The organism is Pseudomonas sp. IPO3774 (genome assembly GCF_013386835.1).
In the GTDB taxonomy this organism is placed as follows: domain Bacteria; phylum Pseudomonadota; class Gammaproteobacteria; order Pseudomonadales; family Pseudomonadaceae; genus Aquipseudomonas.
On sequence record NZ_JACAQY010000047.1, the window covers coordinates 22,245 to 39,571 of the forward strand.

Consider the following 17,327-nt stretch of genomic DNA (forward strand, 5'->3'; position numbering starts at 1 on the left):
CTTAGATACAGCCGCTCGCGTCAGCAAAAGCTACGGGTGGCGTTTTCCGGGCCTTTACCGCCTCCCTCCGATCAAGACCCTCATTCACATGTCGAAGAAGTCACGCTCAAAACTCTGGTTTCTCGTGCACAGCTGGCTGGCATTGCCCATCTGGTTCTTTGTGCTGATCGTCTGCGTCACCGGCACCCTGGCGGTGGTCAGCCAGGAGATCGTCTGGCTGGCCAACCCGGACATCCGCGCCAGCAAGCCGTCGGACGATGCCGAACCGCTCACCTACGACCAGGTGATCGGCGCCATCAAGCGCGCCGAACCCCAGGTGATCGTCGAATCCCTGAGCCGCCCGGACGAATCGCACTTCGCCCTCAGCGCCGACCTCAGCTACCCCGACGGGCGCTCGCTGGAGGTCTACGTCAACCCATACACCGGGGTGATCCAGGGCATCAGCCCATCGTTCAACTTCCAGCAATTTACCCGTGCCCTGCATGGCTGGTGGCTGGTGCCTTTCACCAATGGCTACAGCTGGGGCTGGTACCTGGTCTCGCTGCTGGGCTTGCCGCTGCTGGCCTCGCTGGTCACCGGCCTCGTGGTCTACAAGCGTTTCTGGAAAGGTTTTTTCAGGCCGACCCTGCGCATTCGTCACGGTGCGCGGATTTTCTGGGGCGACTTCCACCGGTTGAGCGGCATCTGGTCGATCTGGTTTATCGCGGTGATCTCGATCACCGGCACCTGGTTCCTGATCCAGGCGATCCTGGGTGATAACCAGATCACCATTTCCAGCGAGCCGATCGTCCCGGCGATTGCCCGCGACAAAGTGCCGATGTCCGCCCCGGGCGTACCGGCGCCCATGATTCCCCTGGACGAGGCGATCAACATCGCCACCCAGCGCATTCCCGGGCTTGAGGCCAGCTTCGTGAGCCTGCCCAGCAACGCCTACAGCCACCTGCGCATCGGCGGGCGTGGCTGGTACCCGCTGATGTTCCAGACCGCGGAAATCAACCCGTACAACGGCGAAATCGCCGCCTCGCACCTGCTGTCCGACCGTTCGGCCCTGGAGTTCGTCACCGAATCCATGCGCCCGTTGCACACCGGGGACTTTGGCGGGATCTGGATCAAGCTGATCTGGGCCTTCTTCGGCCTGGTGCTGAGCATGATGGTCTTGAGCGGCTTGCTGATCTGGACCAAACGCACGGCTCTGGCCACCCTCAATGCGCTGAAACGCGAAGCCAAGGCAGCCCGTCAACCGGCGAAAACCCAGGCCTTGCAGGCTGAGACCACGGAGGCCAACCCATGAACAAGGCCATGACGGTTCAACCCCCCTCGCCCCTGCGGGCCTTCTGGCTCAAATGGCGCTTCCACATCAATATCCTGCTGTTGCTGGTGCCCCTGGGCTTCATGCCCAAGTACTTTGCCGACGCGGCACTGTTTCGCGGCGACAGCGGCCTGGGCGAACGGGAGATCGGCGAAGTACAGGTCGGCCCCTGGAGCCTGAAGCTCGCCGAGCTACGCAACGAGCCGCCGCGCCCGGACCCGGCAGGCCCGATGAAATCCTTCAACGCTGCCCTGTGTGCCACGTGCATCGACCAGGTCAAGGCGACCTACCTGCGTATCGGCAAGCCCCGCAGCCTGCGGGCGGCCGGGGTGATTTTCTTTGGCACCCCATACCGCATGGGCGCCGCGTTGCCGATCCCTGAGCGCACCCCGCTGGACGCCGAAGTGTGGATCACCATGGAAGGCTGGGACGGCGCCATGCACCAGGCCTCCATTCCCTTGAGCCAGGCATCGCCGGCCACCATCGACTGGCTGAAAAAACGAGGAGTTAAACCATGACTTTGCCGCAACTGGCCCGCACCGTTGGCGCGCTGATCCTCAGTGCCGGTTTCAGTACCGTCGCCCTCGCCCACAACCCGATGTGCGAATGCAAGGAAATCGCCGGCGAGCAGATCCAGTGCACCGGTGGTTTCTCCGATGGCAGCGGTGCCCCCGGCGTGACCCTGGATGTGATCGGCTACGACGAGACCATCCTGGTGCCCGGCAAGCTGGGAGAAGACTCGAAGCTGACCTTCAAGAAACCCTCCGCCGAGTTCTACGTGTTGTTTGATGCCGGCCCCGGCCACGTGGTGGAAATCGACCAAGCGGATATCCAGCCCCAATGAGCCGTACAACCCAAGTCGTGCGCCCGGCCGGTGCCGGGCACGAAACCCTGTATGTCCTGCTGTTGTGCCTGATCATCCTCGCCGTTGCCGGCACGGTGGTGGCCTTGCGCGGTGAAAGCCAGGAGATCGCCGCCGTGCCCAGCCACCAACTGGACGCCCGCCGCGACCTCAGCGCCGCCGAGCAAGGCATCTACGCCGACCTGCGGGTGACCCTGGATGAAATCCACTTGCTGCAGGAGGAACACAGCGCTCTGCCGACGCCTGAACAGCTGGCCGAAGAGGGCTTCGCGCCCTTTGCCCAGGACGCCAGTTCGGTGAGCCGTGGCGACCACCGCTGGCAGTTGCTGGACGCGGCCTATCTGGGCCTGAGCCAGACGCCGGACCTCAGCGGTTCGCTGTTGATGCGCATCCGCGGCGCCGAGCCGGATATCTGGCTCAACCGCAGCGCCCACCTCACCGCCCCCACCGACCTCACTGACCAGGCGCTGATCAGCGCGGGCTGGCAGCAGGTAGTCGCGCAATTCGATGCCGGTGTCACCCGCCAGCATCGTCACTGAATTCACGTTGCAGCCGAGAGAAGACCATGTCTATTTCATCTCCATTATTACGTCTGGTGCTGGTCGGCCTGATCACCGTGCTGCTGGCCCCGTTCGCCAGTGCCGACCCGGCAAAGCGCCTGCGCATCGGCATCACGCTGCACCCGTATTACAGCTACGTCGCCAATATCGTCGGCGACAAGGCTGAAGTTGTCCCGCTGATTCCGGCCGGTTTCAATCCCCATGCCTACGAACCCCGCGCCGAAGACATCAAACGCATCGGCACCCTTGATGTGATCGTGCTCAACGGCGTCGGCCATGACGATTTCGCCGACCGCATGATCGCCACCAGCGAGCGCCCGGACATCCCGGTGATCGAGGCCAACGCCAACGTGCCGCTGCTGGCCGCCACCGGCAACGCTGCGCGCGGTGCGGGCAAGGTGGTCAACCCGCACACCTTCCTGTCCATCAGCGCCTCGATTGCCCAGGTGAACAACATTGCCCGGGAACTGGGCAAGCTCGACCCGGACAACGCCAAGACCTACACCCAGAACGCCCGCGCCTACGGCAAGCGCCTGCGCCAGATGCGCGCCGACGCCCTGGCCAAGCTCACCAGCGCGCCCAACCCCGACCTGCGGGTGGCCACCGTGCACGCGGCATATGACTACCTGCTGCGGGAATTCGGCCTGGAAGTCACCGCCGTGGTGGAACCGGCCCACGGTATCGAGCCGAGCCCCAGCCAGTTGAAGAAAACCATCGACCAACTGCGGGAACTGGACGTGAAAGTGATCTTCTCGGAGATGGATTTCCCGTCCAGCTACGTCGACACCATCCAGCGTGAATCCGGGGTGAAGCTGTACCCGCTGTCGCATATTTCCTATGGCGACTACAGCGCGGAAAAATACGAAGTGGAAATGACCGGCAACCTCAACACCGTGGTGCGGGCGATTCAGGAGTCCGGGGCATGACGGCGGCTGAACACCTCAGTGTGGCCAGCATTGGCCCGACCCTCGACTTCGATAACGTCGCGCTGACCCTGGGCCGTGCGGTGATCCTCGATGCAGTGAGTTTCCAGGTGCAGCCCGGCAGCATCCATGCGCTGGTGGGCCCCAACGGCGGCGGCAAAAGCTCGCTGATCAAGACCCTGCTGGGGCAAACGCCGCACCAGGGCCAGTTGAGCCTGCATTGGCCGGATGCACCCGGCACCATCGGCTACGTGCCCCAGGCGCTGGAGTTCGACCGGGGCTTGCCGATGACCGTCGACGATTTCATGGCCGCGATGTGCCAGCGGCGTCCGGCGTTTCTCGGGCTGTCCAAACATTACGCCGCCGCGATTGGCGACGCACTGGAGCGAGTCGGCATGCAGGACAAGCGCAAGCGGCGCATGGGTGCCCTGTCTGGCGGTGAACGCCAGCGGGTGCTGCTGGCCCAGGGCTTGATCCCGGCACCGCACTTGCTGGTGCTGGACGAACCGATGTCGGCGCTGGACGAAGCCGGGATCCAGGTGTTCGAGCGGCTGCTGAACGACTGGCGCCAGGCCGGGATCACCGTGCTGTGGATCGAACACGACCTGGAAGCCGTCGGCCGCCTGGCCGATCGCGTCACCGGCCTGAACCGCCGTGTGCTGTTCGACGCCACGCCGAAAGAAGCACTGACCCCGGACCGCCTGCTGACCCTGTTCTCCACCCACCCACGGAGCCCGGCCTTATGAGCTATGAAGCCTTTCGCCTGATGGTCCAGGGCTGGGCGTCTTCCGGGTATCTGCCGGAAGCGCTGGCCTATGGATTTGTAGTCAACGCCCTGCTCGCCGGCCTGCTGATCGGCCCGGTGCTGGGCGGTTTGGGCACCCTGGTGGTGGTCAAGCGCTTTGCGTTCTTTTCCGAAGCCGTGGGCCATGCCGCACTGACCGGCGTGGCCGTGGGCATTCTGCTGGGGGAACCCTACACCGGGCCTTACGGCAGCCTGTTCGGCTACTGCCTGCTGTTCGGGATCCTGCTCAACTACCTGCGCAACCGCACCGGCCTGGCGCCGGACACGCTGATCGGCGTATTCCTCTCGGTGTCCCTGGCCCTGGGCGCGAGCCTGCTGCTGATTCTGGCGGGCAAGATCAACGTGCACATTCTCGAAAACGTGCTGTTCGGCTCGGTGCTGACCGTCAACGGCAATGACCTGTTGGTGCTGGCGATTGTCGGCGCATTGGTGATGGCCCTGGCCCTGCCGCTGTACAACCGCATCATGCTCGCCAGCTTCAACCCGCAGTTGGCGGCGGTGCGCGGGGTGGCGGTGAAGACCCTGGACTACCTGTTCGTGATCCTGGTGACCCTGATCACCGTGGCGGCGGTCAAGGTCATCGGCGCGATCCTGGTGGGTGCGTTGCTGGTGATTCCGGCGGCCGCCGCACGCCTGTTGAGCCAGTCGCTCAAGGGCTTCTTCTGGATCTCGGTGGTGATCGCCACCGTCAGCACCCTGTGCGGGATCCTGCTGCCGATCATCTTCGACCTGCCGATTCCGTCCGGTGCCGCGATCATTCTGGTAGCCGGTATCGCCTTCGCCCTCGCCGCCATCGCCCGCGGCACGGTCCCCAGCCTGAAAGGGAATCTTGGATAATGCGCCCGATGTTTCGACCACTGCTTCTGGCCCTGGCCATTGCCACACCGGCATTCGCCGCCGACGGCGTCAAGCCGCTACAGATCACCGCCAACCAAGGCGTTGGCCATGTTGCCTTGAACCAGGCCAAGGCGACAAAACCGGTAAAAGTCCTCGCCGCCTTGCCGATCACCTATGGCTTGGCGCAGGTGTTGCTCAAAGGCACTGACGTACAGCTTGAGCGCGCGGCACCGGCCAACCTGCCCGGCTCGCGGCAAGTCGCCTATTTCACCGGGCGCGGTGCGCAGGCGCTGAACACCCTGGCGCTGGACGCCGATGCAGCCATCGGCCTGCGCTCGCTGTGGCCCGACGACCCGCTGTACCCGGTGACCCGGCGCAGCAATATCCGCATCGTCGAAGTCGACGCCGCGCGCCCGGTGGACGGCGGCTTGCCGGGGATTGCCGTGCAGCCGGGCGCCACCGACGGCCTGAACAGCCAGCCGTGGCAAGCCAGCAACAACATGGGGCGCATGGCCGATGTGATGGCCGCCGACCTGAGCCGCCTGGCGCCCGAGGCCAAGCCGCAGATCGAAGCCAACCTGGCCGCGCTCAAGCAACGCCTGCTCAAGCTCACCGCCGACAGCGAAGCGCGACTGGCCAAGGCCGATAACCTGACGGTGGCCAGCTTGAGCGATCACTTTGCTTATCTCGTCAGTGGCTTGAACCTGGAGCTGGTCAGCACCGATGCAAGGGCGGATACCGAGTGGACACCCGAGGCGTTGCAGCAACTGAGCGAAGGCTTGAAGGAGAATGAGGTGGCCGTGGTGCTGCATCACCGCAAGCCAAGCGATGCAGTGCAGGCGGCGGTCACGGCGGGCGGGGCGAAGTTGCTGGTGCTGGGCACCGATGGCGCCGACCCGGTGGCGGAACTGGAAGGCAATGTGGATCAGGTGATCAAGGCGCTGTAACGCGCCTCTCACCGGCGAAACACAGTAAATGTGGGAGCGGGCTTGCTCGCGAATGCGGTGTGACAGTCAACACATACGGTGACTGAAACAACGCCTTCGCGAGCAAGCCCGCTCCCACATTTGAGTCGGTGTTATGCCCGAGGTCCGGGTCAGCCGGCAAGTGCCTGGCTATCCATCTTCTGGCGCAGGCTCAGCGGGCGCATGTCGGTCCACACTTCTTCGATGTAGGCCAGGCACTCTTTCTTCATCCCGCTCTTGCCCACGGTGCGCCAGCCTTCCGGCACGGCCTTGTAGTCGGGCCAGATGGAATATTGTTCTTCATGGTTGACCACTACCTGAAACAGGATGTCTTCGCGGTCGAATACTGAGGTCATTGCTGTTCTCCGTCGGTGTAAGGCTGGCTGCGCACCACGCACAGCTGATGTAAGAAGGAACGTGCCAGCCCGATAAAAAATTAGAGGCTGGTGACCGACGCCGCCAGGGCACGACCAAAAATCTCGGCCACACGGTCGATTTCTGCGGCAGTAATCACCAGCGGCGGCAGGAAACGCACGACGCTGCCGTGTCGCCCGCCCAGTTCGAGAATCAACCCGCGCTTGAGGCATTCACGCTGCACCAGCGGCGCCAGTTGGCGATGCACCGGCGGGTGGCCCTGGGCATCAGGCGCACCGGCGGGGTCCACCAATTCCACACCGAGCATCAGCCCACGGCCACGAATGTCTCCCAACTGCGGGAAGTCGCGCTGCAGGATGCGCAGGTGCTCGCCGAGGCGCTCGCCCATGGCGGCCGCGTGGGCGGGAATGTCGTGGTCCTTGAGGTAACGCATCACCGCCGAGCCGGCCGCCATGGCCATCTGATTGCCACGGAAGGTCCCGGCATGGGCGCCCGGCAACCAGGTGTCGAGCCAGTCGCGATACACCACCACCGCCAGTGGCAGGCTGCCGCCGATGGCTTTGGACAGCACGACCACGTCCGGGACAATGCCGGCATGTTCGAAGGCAAACATCTTGCCGGTGCGACCAAAGCCGCTCTGGATTTCGTCGACAATCAGCGCCACGCCAGCCTGCTCGGTAATGCGCCGCAGGCCGCGCAGCCAGTCGAGATCAGCCGGGATCACGCCGCCCTCGCCTTGCACCACCTCGACGATCACCGCCGCCGGCAGCAATACACCGGCCTCGGGATCGTTGAGCAGGTTTTCCAGATAATGCAGGTTGACCTTGACCCCTTCCGCGCCGCCCAGCCCGAACGGGCAACGGTAGTCGTACGGGAATGGCAGGAATTGCACGCCATTGCCGAGCAACGCGCCCAGTGGCTTCTTCGGCCCCAGGCTGCCCATCAGGCTCAGGGCGCCCTGGCTCATGCCGTGATAACCGCCCTGGAATGACAACACCGTGCTCCGCCCGGTGGCGGTGCGCACCAGTTTCAGCGCGGCTTCCACCGCATCGGTGCCGGTGGGGCCGCAGAACTGGATCTTGGCTTCCCGCGCCAGCGCCGGCGGCAGCAGGCCGAACAGGTCCTGCACGAATTGGTCCTTGACCGGCGTGGTCAGGTCCAGGGTGTGCAACGGCAATTCATCGCTCAGCACCTGGCGAATGGCATCGATCACCACCGGGTGGTTGTGCCCCAGCGCCAGGGTGCCGGCACCGGCCAGGCAATCGATAAAGCTGCGGCCTTCGACGTCCTCGACATAGATCCCTCGGGCGCGCTTGAGCGCCAGGGGAATGCGCCGTGGGTAGCTGCGGGCATTGGATTCCTGCTGGCGCTGGCGGGCCAGCAGCGGGGTTTCATCGAACTGGTAAAGCGTTTCCGCAGGGACCGCCTGGGTCTCTTCGATACGGCTGGTAGCGACTGACATCTCTCGATCCCTCAATACGCTGATGATGGTGACCAAACTGCCCACCCGTTGGCGCCAGGCCCAAGGGCCGCGCACGGATTTCCTGTTCTGGAAACGCATCAGCGAAGGGAGGATTTACACCTGTGGTCGTTAAAAACAGCTTTAGCGGATTTACCCGGCCACCCCGGTGTATTTTTCATTCAACGCATACAGGATCGCGCAGGTCTGCGCATCCAGCCGCCCACTGTAGTCAGAGGGCCGAAAATGCATCTGGAACGCACGGACACGTTGCTGGAAACCCAGGCGATTTTTCGCCGGGGCATAACCGTAGCGCTGGAACGCCCGCTCCACCTCAACCTCTGGCGGCAGGCCGATGTCGAACCGACGTTGATAGGCCATCTTGGCCACCTCTTCATACCAGGCCCCCACGCCCGCCTCGAACAGGCAGCGCCATGGCAAGCGGGGGCCGGGGTCGCTCTTGCGCCAATAGGCAATGTCGGAATGCCCGAGGATGTCGGTAGGACCGATCGCCGGGTAACGCACCTGAATGTCACGAATCAAGGCGATCAACACGTCAATCTGCTCTGCGCCATAGGCCGGGAAGGTCAACACACCGGCGTCATCCCGGGCCTGGTTGACGATTTCAATGCCGATGGAGCGGCTGTTGAGGTTATCGCGCCCGGCCCAGTGGCTGGTGCCGGCGTGCCAGGCGCGTTGCGCTTCGTCCACCAGGCGAAATACCCGCAACTCGTCATAGCCGGCGGCGCGGTAGCTGGCGTCATTGGGGTCGGCCAACAGGTAGTGGGCACTGAAACCGTCGCGGGTCAGTGCACGCAATGACGAGGCAAAGGGCGCGGCGGTGTAATGCACAATCACCTGGCGCACGGCCTGGCCATTGCGCTCATTGAAGTCGTTTGCGGGATACGTGGAATCGATAACCAACATAGGGGCTGTCCTTTTCAACACAGGCCGAGTCATTCAGCCGGTTCAAACACAAAAAAATGACCGCCATCCTGAAGCGTTGCGCTTGAGGATGGCGGTAGCTATGTGTGCTGTGAAAAGAAGGTTTCAGCGCCGCAACGGCATGCCCAGGTCGACGCGCATGCCATCGGCCTGGCTGTCGAATTTCAGGGAGCACGAGCAGCGCTGCACGATGGCCTGGACGATCGCCAACCCCAGGCCGCAACCCGGGCTGTTGCCGTTGCGCCAGAAGCGCTGGGTCAAGTGTTGCAAGTCTTCGCTGGAAATCGGCGCGCCATGGTCACGCACCCGGAACACCACGTTGTCACCCGTGCTGGACACACTCAGCTCCACCCGGGTATCGGCCGGGGTGTGGCGCAACGCGTTGTCCAGCAGGTTGCGCAGGGCGGCGACGGCCAGGCCCACCGGCATTTCCAAAGGTTTTTCGGACAAACCGTCTGCCAGGATCAGGTCAATACGCTGATTGTCGCCGCCGTTGGCATCCTGGATCGCCAGTTGCGCAACTTGCTCGGCACTCGATTGCAGGCCGTCATCAAACGACAGGCTGCCTTCGACCCGCGCCAGCAGCAGTAACTGCTCAAGGGTGCGGTGCAAGCGGTCGGCGCCCTCTTCAGCGTGGGCCAGGGACTGGTCACGGGCGGCGCCTTCGGTCATGCGCGCCACTTGCAGGTGGGTCTTGATCGCGGTCAACGGGCTGCGCAGTTCGTGGGCCGCGTCACCGGTCAAGCGGCGTTCGCGTTCGATGGTCTTGGCGATGCGCTGCAGCAACTGGTTCTGGGTGTCGAGCAGTGGCTTGAGTTCGCTGGGCAGCGGGCTGATCTGCAACGGTTCGAGGGAGTCGGCACTGCGGCGCATCAAGGCGTCACGCATGCGGTTGAGCGGCAACAGGCTCTGGCCGATCCCCAGCCACAACAGGCACAGGCAGCCCAACAATGCCACGCCCACCGGCACCGAGGCGGCCAGCAGGATCGACAGGTTCAACGCTTCACGCTCCACCTGCCGGTCGGCGGTGGTGATAAACAAATCGCCACGGGACAGGGTAAAGCTGCGCCAGCCCACGCCATCAATCATCTGGTCGCGAAAGCCGCTCTTGCGCGACTCCAGGCCCTGGTCCGGCGTGGTGTGGCTGCGGGCCAAAACCACGCCGCGCAAGGAACTGACCTGGCACGCCATACCGCCTGGCACGTTCAATTGTTCGGCGCTGAAGTGCGCGCCCTCCCCCGTGCTGGAAAGGCCGGGCATCTGCTCCATCAGGCCCGCCACCATGCGTGCCGACGCCACCAGGCGCTGGTCGAGGGAAAACATCATCTGGTTGCGCAGGTCGTTGAGCATCCACGCGGCGGCCAGGACCCAGATCAGCACGAAAGCTGCGCCGAGCTTGAAGGTCAGCCGCAGGCGCAGGCTCATCACGAAGCGTCCTCTCCACCGTCAGCCGGGCCCAGGCGATAGCCCAGGCCGCGCACGGTTTCGACGATGCCGTTGCCGAGTTTGCGCCGCAGGTGGTGGATGTGCACGTTGAGGGCGTTGCTTTCCAGTTCGTCGTTCAGGCCGTAGACGCTGTCCTTGAGCTGCTCGCTGGAGAGCACCCGACCACGGTTTTGCAACAGGGCTTGCAACAGCGCCTGCTCGCGGCGGGACAGGTCCACCGACTCACCGCCCAGCAACGTTTCGCGGCTGCTGGGGTTGTAGGTCAGGCGCCCGTGCTCGATCAGGTTGACGCTGCGCCCAGCCACCCGGCGCAACAGGGTGTGCAGGCGTGCGGCGAGTTCGCGCAGGTCGAAGGGTTTGAGCAGGTAGTCGTCGGCACCGGCCTGCAGGCCGTCGACGCGGTTGGTCACCGAATCCCGTGCGGTCAGGATCAGCACTGGAATCTCCAGGCCCTGGCTGCGCAGTTGCTGCAACAGCTTCAAGCCGTCTTCATCCGGCAGGCCGAGGTCGAGTACCATCACGTCGAATTCCGCCACCTTGAGCATCGCCCGGGCAGCCGCAGCCGTGCCGACGCGCTCGACCGTCAGGCCCTGGGCGCTGAGCCCGGCAACAATGCCGCTGGCGATCAGCTCGTCGTCTTCACAGACCAGTACGTGCATGGTGAACCCTTTGCAAAATGTGAGGGTGATTAAAAAGGCAGTGGATTAAGCGTGCATTATGCCGCCAACGCCAAGAATCCCGGATAATCGCTTCTTTCTAGGATAGCCCGGTTAATCATCGGTTAATCAACGCCACACATTGTGTGTCCCACTTGCTTCGAACTAAGGCTTGATCATGCGGCATCTGTTTATCTTTCTGCTGGTAGTGTTTGCTGGATTCGCCCAGGCCGCGCCTGGCAACAATCCATTCGAGACCAAACCCGACTTCCTCCCGGTAGGCAAAGCCTTCACCTTTACCTCCGAGCGTCTGGCCTCCGGCGAAACCCAGTTGTATTGGCAGATTGCCGACGGTTACTACCTGTACCAGCAGCGCATGAAATTCGATGGCCTGGCCGAAAAGCCGACGTTGCCCCAGGGCGAAGCCCACAGCGACGAGTTCTTCGGCGAGCAGCAAGTCTATCGCCAGGGCCTGGAAGTGAAGATTCCCGCTGGCGCCACCGGCCAGGTCAAGCTCGGCTGGCAAGGCTGCGCCGATGCCGGCCTGTGCTACCCGCCGCAATCGATCACCGTGGACCTGGGCGGCAACCCTGCCGTCGCCGCCACCGGCCAGGCCCAGGACCAAAGCCTGGCGAGCGGCCTGCAACAACGCAGCCTGGGCTGGAGCCTGCTGGTGTTCTTCGGCCTGGGCCTGCTGCTGGCCTTCGCCCCGTGTTCCCTGCCGATGTTGCCGATCCTCGCCGGCCTTGTGGTCGGCAGCGGCGCCAGCCCACGGCGCGGCTTTGCCCTGGCCGCCAGCTACGTGGTGTGCATGGCGCTGGTGTATGCCGCGCTCGGTGTATTGGCTGCGCTGCTCGGCGGCAACCTCGCCGCCCTGCTGCAAACCCCGTGGATCCTCGGCAGCTTCGCTGCGTTGTTTGTGATTCTCGCCCTGCCGATGTTCGGCTTCTTTGAACTGCAACTGCCGGCCTTCCTGCGCGATCGCCTGGACAACGTCAGCCGCAACCAAAGCGGCGGCAGCCTGGTAGGCGCCGGCGTGCTCGGCGCCCTGTCCGGCTTGCTGGTGGGCCCGTGCATGACCGCGCCCCTGGCCGGCGCGCTGCTCTACATCGCCCAAAGCGGCAACGCCTTGCACGGCGGCTTGATCCTGTTTGCCATGGGCATCGGCATCGGTGTGCCACTGTTGCTGCTGGTGACCGTGGGCAACCGCTTCCTGCCCAAGCCTGGCACCTGGATGAATATCCTCAAGGGCATCTTCGGCTTCCTGTTCCTCGCCACCGCCGTGCTGATGATTCGCCCGGTGGTCGGTGAAACCCTGTGGCTCGGCTTGTGGGGTGTGCTGGCGCTGGTCATGGCCTACTGCGGCTGGCGCCTGGCCCACGATTTCGGGCGTACCGCCATGCTGTTCGGTGCCGGTTCGCTGGTGCTGGGCCTCTGGGGCAGCGTATTGGTGATCGGCGCGGCCGGCGGCAGCGACGACCTGTGGCAACCGCTGAAGGTCTACAGCGGCTCGCGGGTAGCCGGTGCTCCCACCGCCCACGATGCCTTCATGACCATCAACGACCCGGCCGTGCTGCAAAGCCAGCTCGACAGCGCCAAGGCCCAGGGCCAATGGGTGCTGGTGGACTACTACGCCGACTGGTGCGTGTCGTGCAAGATCATGGAAAAACAGGTGTTCGGCAAACCCGAGGTACTGGACGCCCTCAAGGATGTGCGCCTGCTGCGCCTCGACGTCACCGCCGACAACGCCGCCAGCCGCGAGCTGCTGGGCCGCTACAAGGTCCCCGGCCCGCCGAGCTTCGTCTGGATCGGCCCCGACGGTGAAGAGCGCCGCGCCCAGCGCATCACCGGCGAAGTCGACGCCGCCGCCTTCCTGCAACGCTGGACCCAAGCCCGGGAAGCCCTCTGATGCTGACACTGACCATCGGCACCTTCGCCATCGCCCTGAATCACTTGCTGCTGATCACGGCGTTGATCCTCGCCACCCTGGTGGGCTGGCGGGTGGCCAAGCGCGGCGGCGAGAACCCCGAGTCGGTGCTGTTCACCCTGTTTCTGCTGGGTATGCTCGCCGCACGCGTCAGCTTCGTATTGATGTACTGGTCGTACTACCAGAATGACCCGCTGCAAATCGTCGACCTGCGCGACGGCGGTTTTCTCGCCTGGCCCGGCGTGATCGTGCTGATCATCGGCGCGCTGATCTACGGCTGGCGCCGCCCGCTGCTGCGCAAGCCGCTGAGCGCCGGCGTGATCACCGGCCTGGCGTTCTGGGCCCTGACCAGCCTGTCCCTGACCCTCTACGAAAAAGGCACGCACCTGCCGGACATTGCCCTGCGCAACGCCAATGGCGAAACCGTGCAACTGGCCGACTACAAGGGCGGCCCGCTGGTGATCAACCTGTGGGCCACCTGGTGCCCGCCGTGCCGGCGCGAAATGCCGGTACTGGAAAGTGCCCAGCGCCAGCGCCCGGACGTGACCTTCCTGTTCGTCAACCAGGCCGAAAGCATGCAAAGCGTCGCCACCTATCTGGCGACCCAGGGCCTGAACCTGGACAACGTGCTGTTCGACGCCAGCGGCCGCCTGGGCCAGGCCGTCGGCTCCATGGCCTTGCCCACCACCCTCTTCTACCAACCTGATGGTCGCCTGATCAACAGCCACCTGGGCGAACTCTCACAGGCCAGCCTGGCCCGCGCCATGGAGCGCTTCGAGCCGACCCCCGCCAAACCGGCCTTGCCGGCCACCACAAGGAATTCGCCATGCTCCGCCTCCGCCACCTGCTGACACTCCTGCCCCTGACCCTGGCCGCCAGCCTGGTCCACGCCGAAGACTGGCCGGCGCCGATCAAGAACATCGAAGCCAAGGGGGCCAAGATCATCGGCAAGTTCGATGCGCCCAGCGGCCTCACGGGTTATGCGGCGCAATACCAGAACCGTGGCATGGCGCTGTACCTGACTGCCGATGGCAAAAGCGTGATTGCCGGCAACCTGTACGACGCCGATGGCAATGACCTGAGCACCGCGCCGCTGGAGAAACTGGTGTATGCGCCGATGGCCAAGGAAGTCTGGGCCAAGATGGAACACAGCAACTGGATCCAGGACGGCAACAAGGACGCGCCGCGCATCGTGTACCTGTTCAGCGACCCGAACTGCCCGTACTGCAACATGTTCTGGGAACAGGCACGGCCGTGGGTGAAGTCGGGCAAGGTACAGTTGCGGCACATCATGGTGGGGATTATCCGTGAAGACAGCCCGGGCAAGTCGGCCGCGCTGTTTGCCGCCAAGGACCCGCAACAGGCCTTGGAAGCCCATGAGTCGGCCGGTAAAGGCAGCAAGTTGCAGGCGCTGGAAAAGATCCCGGCGGATATCCAGGCCAAGCTTGATTCGAATATGAAGCTGATGGACGAGCTGGAGTTGTCGGCCACGCCGGCAATTTTCTATCTGGATGACAAGGGTGGATTGCAGCAACAGCAAGGAGCGCCGTCGCCGGATAAGCTGGTGAAGATTCTCGGTCCGAAATAATCAGCCCTAGCCTGTAAAGACAATGCCCGCATCGAAGCGGGCATTGTCTTTTCAGCGCGGATTAAATCCCCTCTACCAGGAAATCATCCATGTACCAATCGTTGCCGCTCGTAGCGCCTTCATGGCTATAGATTTCCAGCAGCACGGGAGCGATGGTTGGCGTAAAGGTGAAGCTCAGTGTGTGCCAGTTCAGGTCAACCAACTCTTCCACCGGTGTTTGTTGAATGGAGTCTTTGCGCAACGATAACTTGGGCGTCGCGAACGCAACGCTGTACCGTCGAACCCGTACGGAAAACCGGTAAGTAAAACCGCTCTCCAAATCCAAGAAGCGCCGCTGCAGGATCGGGCCGAAACTGTTATTGGTAAATGTGAAATTCCTGACTGCGTAATCGGGCTTGCCGTCAGGTCCCGTCCCCATATATTCAATGCTGATATCCCTGGCATCGGGTGCGCCTGACCCTACGGTCCATAAACCCAAGGTCTGATCGTTGAAATCCGTCAGGTCTCTGTACTGCTTGCGCAACAGCAGCATCAGCACAGGGAACACAATTGCTTCGCTCACATGGGAGCTGCCGTCCGCCGTAACCTTGAACACGATGTTCAATACGGACCTGTGGCGAAACTTTTCCAGTTCCTCACGAGGCAGAACGTGCGACAACCCATGGTTTGCCTGCTCTTGCGTGATCGGCTCATTGACCAGCAGCTTGAGGGTATGGGACGACCCGTCGAGCAAGGTTCCCGTACATTCCAGCCAGCCCTTTTGCCCCGCCAGGATGAACCACCAGGCTTGCAGCGTAATCTCGGCATCCCCGGTAAAGGTGCGCAAGTCCAGTGTCCCCTGGCCACCGGGCAATTGAGTGGCCTGCGGCACCTCTGGCGCAGGCAAGCGCTGCGGGACACTGATCTGTAGCTCCAGGTCAGCTGACGTGACGTGCTTGCATGCGCTCGCGACGCTGTAACTGACGGGCACTGTTTTGCCGCTTCCAGCGATTACAGCCTCGCGGGGAATGGTGAAGTCAACGTACTTCGGATCAGTGTTACCCGGCTTGGGTGGCAACGGCAGGCAACTACCGTCCGATTGTGTCCAACACACGCTGATCTCGTCATGAGCACTGATGTGGTCATATTGCACCCGTGCCGTCACGCCATCACGGCCATTCCATACCGTCAACTGCGAGCCCACGGCCTCCCGAATGGTCAAGGGTTTCAGGACCAGGTCTTCCTGATGAATATCCAGGTGCAGCACAGGAAACGGCTCGGCGCTGGCTCTGTCGGACCGGCCATCGAAGTTCACCGCAAAATGCACGTCAAAGCGGCTGCAATCGGCCAGTTTTTGCAGGTCGCGCCGGGACAGCAGCGTACTGACACCCTCCTGCAGCCATTGCTCGGAGAGCGGCTCGCCGTCCAGCACATCGAAGCGATAAGGCGCGCCATCTTCCCGCTCACCCGTTACCCACATCCAGCAGGGCTGCCCCAAGGCGCCGTAGGCATAGGCCGCCACCGTCAGTTGCGCGTCCCCCTGAAACGTATTGAGGTCCAGCGTACTGCCCGTGGCCTGTTCCACCTGCGGCTTGGGCAGGCCGGAGATATTCAGGATTTTTACCGGTCGCGGCAGCGCCGACCAGGTTTGCCCTTCCCGTCGGACGGTGTAGCGGACCGACACCTGCTTATTGAAATTGGCGCTGATGGCTGACGCCGGCACATTAAAATCAACAACGTCCCGATTGTCGGCCTGCTTGCACTCGAGTACCGGAGTGCCTGCCCCGGCAGTCCCTTCCCAGAAGGCGCAAACCCAGTCGCAAGGGCACATATGCTCATAGCTGACCCGGATGGTCGCACCGTCCTGGGTATTGACCGGATTCAATACGAGATTTTCAGGTGTGATTTGCGTGGCTTCCACCACCGTGGGCGCTACGAGATCCAAATGAGGCTCGATGAGCAACGTCAACACCAAACCAGAAATCAGCCGATACACCGGCCTGGAACCCGCACGCGGCAAAAACTCAACGTAGAACGCAATATAAAGCTCACTGTCATGCTCGAGCGTGGCCAGCTCGGCACGGGACAACTTTCGGGTCCAGCCGTGGCGCACGTCCTCCTCTGTTACCGGTGCATCTTCATAAGGGTAGAGACTGGCCTTGGACCCATCAGGGTAAATCCCCCCGATATAGACCTGAGCCACTTGAACCGGGTCGATGAACGGCCAGGCGTCGACATGCAGAACCGGGTCTTCACCGCACAACAAGGACAGGTCCAGAACACCGCCTGAGGCTTGCAGAATCTGCAGTTGCGGCAAATTGGACGGCAGCTTGATGAACACGTCGGCAACGGGGGAAGGATGTTCCTCGCCATCGCGGGTAACGACATAGGAAAACAGCGCGAAGTTATCAATGCGCAGCCCTACGTAATACGGGGGTACGTGGAACTCGACCGAGCCCGCTTCGACGCCATCCTGGGAGGCAATCGGCGCGTATTCCCCCGGTGTCGACTGCCAGCGCAACACAATACTGTCGGTGCTGAGCATCCCTTCGTAGAACACCCGGACAGTAGCCCCCTCCAGCAACTGGAGCGGGTCAACCCGGGGCTCTCCCTCGGCCTCGATCAACTGTGGCTTGGGCAGATCAAGGGTCAACGGTGATGACTTGGGCATGATAGAACTCCATTTCAACG

General features: G+C 63.1%; 17 protein-coding genes. 11 read left to right on the plus strand and 6 right to left on the minus strand.

Going from position 1 to position 17,327, the window contains the following annotated elements; genetic code table 11:
• Positions 1 to 88: 88 nt before the first annotated feature.
• From HYE77_RS23720 to HYE77_RS23755, 8 genes are read left to right on the plus strand one after another with little or no spacing between them, the layout of a single operon-like run.
• A complete protein-coding gene (locus HYE77_RS23720) occupies positions 89 to 1,291 on the plus strand; it encodes a PepSY domain-containing protein (RefSeq protein ID WP_087695105.1) in 1,203 nt (400 codons plus the stop codon).
• Positions 1,288 to 1,827 carry a hypothetical protein gene (locus HYE77_RS23725; RefSeq protein WP_008431660.1) on the plus strand — a complete coding sequence of 180 codons (540 nt, stop codon included), beginning with the start codon at positions 1,288 to 1,290 and terminating at the stop codon, positions 1,825 to 1,827. Before HYE77_RS23720 ends, HYE77_RS23725 begins: the two co-directional genes overlap by 4 nt.
• Positions 1,824 to 2,153 (plus strand): hypothetical protein, encoded by a 330-nt coding sequence (locus tag HYE77_RS23730; RefSeq protein WP_003208992.1) that lies wholly within the window; start codon positions 1,824 to 1,826, stop codon positions 2,151 to 2,153. The genes HYE77_RS23725 and HYE77_RS23730 overlap by 4 nt, the downstream gene beginning before the upstream one ends.
• Positions 2,150 to 2,710: a DUF6162 family protein gene (locus HYE77_RS23735; RefSeq protein ID WP_102605703.1), complete on the plus strand. Its 561-nt coding sequence runs from the start codon at positions 2,150 to 2,152 to the stop codon at positions 2,708 to 2,710. Before HYE77_RS23730 ends, HYE77_RS23735 begins: the two co-directional genes overlap by 4 nt.
• Before the next feature lie 26 nt (positions 2,711 to 2,736).
• On the plus strand, positions 2,737 to 3,657 hold the full coding sequence (locus HYE77_RS23740; protein WP_023659272.1) for a metal ABC transporter substrate-binding protein: 921 nt from the start codon (positions 2,737 to 2,739) through the stop codon (positions 3,655 to 3,657).
• A complete protein-coding gene (locus HYE77_RS23745; RefSeq protein ID WP_177069479.1) occupies positions 3,654 to 4,400 on the plus strand; it encodes a metal ABC transporter ATP-binding protein in 747 nt (248 codons plus the stop codon). The genes HYE77_RS23740 and HYE77_RS23745 overlap by 4 nt, the downstream gene beginning before the upstream one ends.
• Positions 4,397 to 5,296, plus strand: a complete 900-nt coding sequence (locus HYE77_RS23750) for a metal ABC transporter permease (RefSeq protein WP_003208998.1) — start codon at positions 4,397 to 4,399, stop codon at positions 5,294 to 5,296. The genes HYE77_RS23745 and HYE77_RS23750 overlap by 4 nt, the downstream gene beginning before the upstream one ends.
• Positions 5,296 to 6,243: a metal ABC transporter solute-binding protein, Zn/Mn family gene (locus HYE77_RS23755; RefSeq protein WP_177069481.1), complete on the plus strand. Its 948-nt coding sequence runs from the start codon at positions 5,296 to 5,298 to the stop codon at positions 6,241 to 6,243. Before HYE77_RS23750 ends, HYE77_RS23755 begins: the two co-directional genes overlap by 1 nt.
• Before the next feature lie 149 nt (positions 6,244 to 6,392).
• On the opposite strand, the gene HYE77_RS23760 is transcribed toward HYE77_RS23755, so the two are convergent.
• From HYE77_RS23760 to HYE77_RS23780, 5 genes are all read right to left on the minus strand, one after another.
• Entirely contained in the window at positions 6,393 to 6,617 is a 225-nt protein-coding gene (locus tag HYE77_RS23760; protein WP_003209001.1) for an MbtH family protein, read from the minus strand.
• An 80-nt stretch (positions 6,618 to 6,697) separates the two neighbouring features.
• Positions 6,698 to 8,098 carry an aspartate aminotransferase family protein gene (locus tag HYE77_RS23765; RefSeq protein ID WP_003209003.1) on the minus strand — a complete coding sequence of 467 codons (1,401 nt, stop codon included), beginning with the start codon at positions 8,096 to 8,098 and terminating at the stop codon, positions 6,698 to 6,700.
• 150 nt (positions 8,099 to 8,248) lie between these two features.
• Positions 8,249 to 9,022 carry an N-acetylmuramoyl-L-alanine amidase gene (locus tag HYE77_RS23770; protein WP_177069482.1) on the minus strand — a complete coding sequence of 258 codons (774 nt, stop codon included), beginning with the start codon at positions 9,020 to 9,022 and terminating at the stop codon, positions 8,249 to 8,251.
• A 123-nt stretch (positions 9,023 to 9,145) separates the two neighbouring features.
• On the minus strand, positions 9,146 to 10,465 hold the full coding sequence (locus HYE77_RS23775; protein ID WP_102369606.1) for an ATP-binding protein: 1,320 nt from the start codon (positions 10,463 to 10,465) through the stop codon (positions 9,146 to 9,148).
• The gene (locus tag HYE77_RS23780) at positions 10,465 to 11,145 is read right to left on the minus strand and encodes a response regulator (protein WP_003209011.1); all 681 of its coding nucleotides are present in this window, start codon (positions 11,143 to 11,145) and stop codon (positions 10,465 to 10,467) included. Before HYE77_RS23780 ends, HYE77_RS23775 begins: the two co-directional genes overlap by 1 nt.
• A gap of 175 nt (positions 11,146 to 11,320) precedes the next feature.
• Between HYE77_RS23780 and dsbD the strand changes: the two genes are divergently transcribed.
• From dsbD to dsbG, 3 genes are read left to right on the plus strand one after another with little or no spacing between them, the layout of a single operon-like run.
• Positions 11,321 to 13,051: a protein-disulfide reductase DsbD gene (gene dsbD / locus HYE77_RS23785; RefSeq protein WP_177069483.1), complete on the plus strand. Its 1,731-nt coding sequence runs from the start codon at positions 11,321 to 11,323 to the stop codon at positions 13,049 to 13,051.
• Positions 13,051 to 13,920, plus strand: coding sequence for a TlpA disulfide reductase family protein (locus HYE77_RS23790; RefSeq protein ID WP_087695093.1), 870 nt, complete (start codon positions 13,051 to 13,053; stop codon positions 13,918 to 13,920). Before dsbD ends, HYE77_RS23790 begins: the two co-directional genes overlap by 1 nt.
• Positions 13,896 to 14,657 carry a thiol:disulfide interchange protein DsbG gene (dsbG, locus tag HYE77_RS23795; RefSeq protein WP_003209017.1) on the plus strand — a complete coding sequence of 254 codons (762 nt, stop codon included), beginning with the start codon at positions 13,896 to 13,898 and terminating at the stop codon, positions 14,655 to 14,657. The genes HYE77_RS23790 and dsbG overlap by 25 nt, the downstream gene beginning before the upstream one ends.
• Positions 14,658 to 14,718: 61 nt before the next feature.
• Here dsbG and HYE77_RS23800 read toward each other — a convergent pair whose 3' ends face one another.
• Positions 14,719 to 17,307, minus strand: a complete 2,589-nt coding sequence (locus tag HYE77_RS23800) for a hypothetical protein (protein WP_177069484.1) — start codon at positions 17,305 to 17,307, stop codon at positions 14,719 to 14,721.
• Between the last annotated feature and the right edge of the window lie 20 nt (positions 17,308 to 17,327).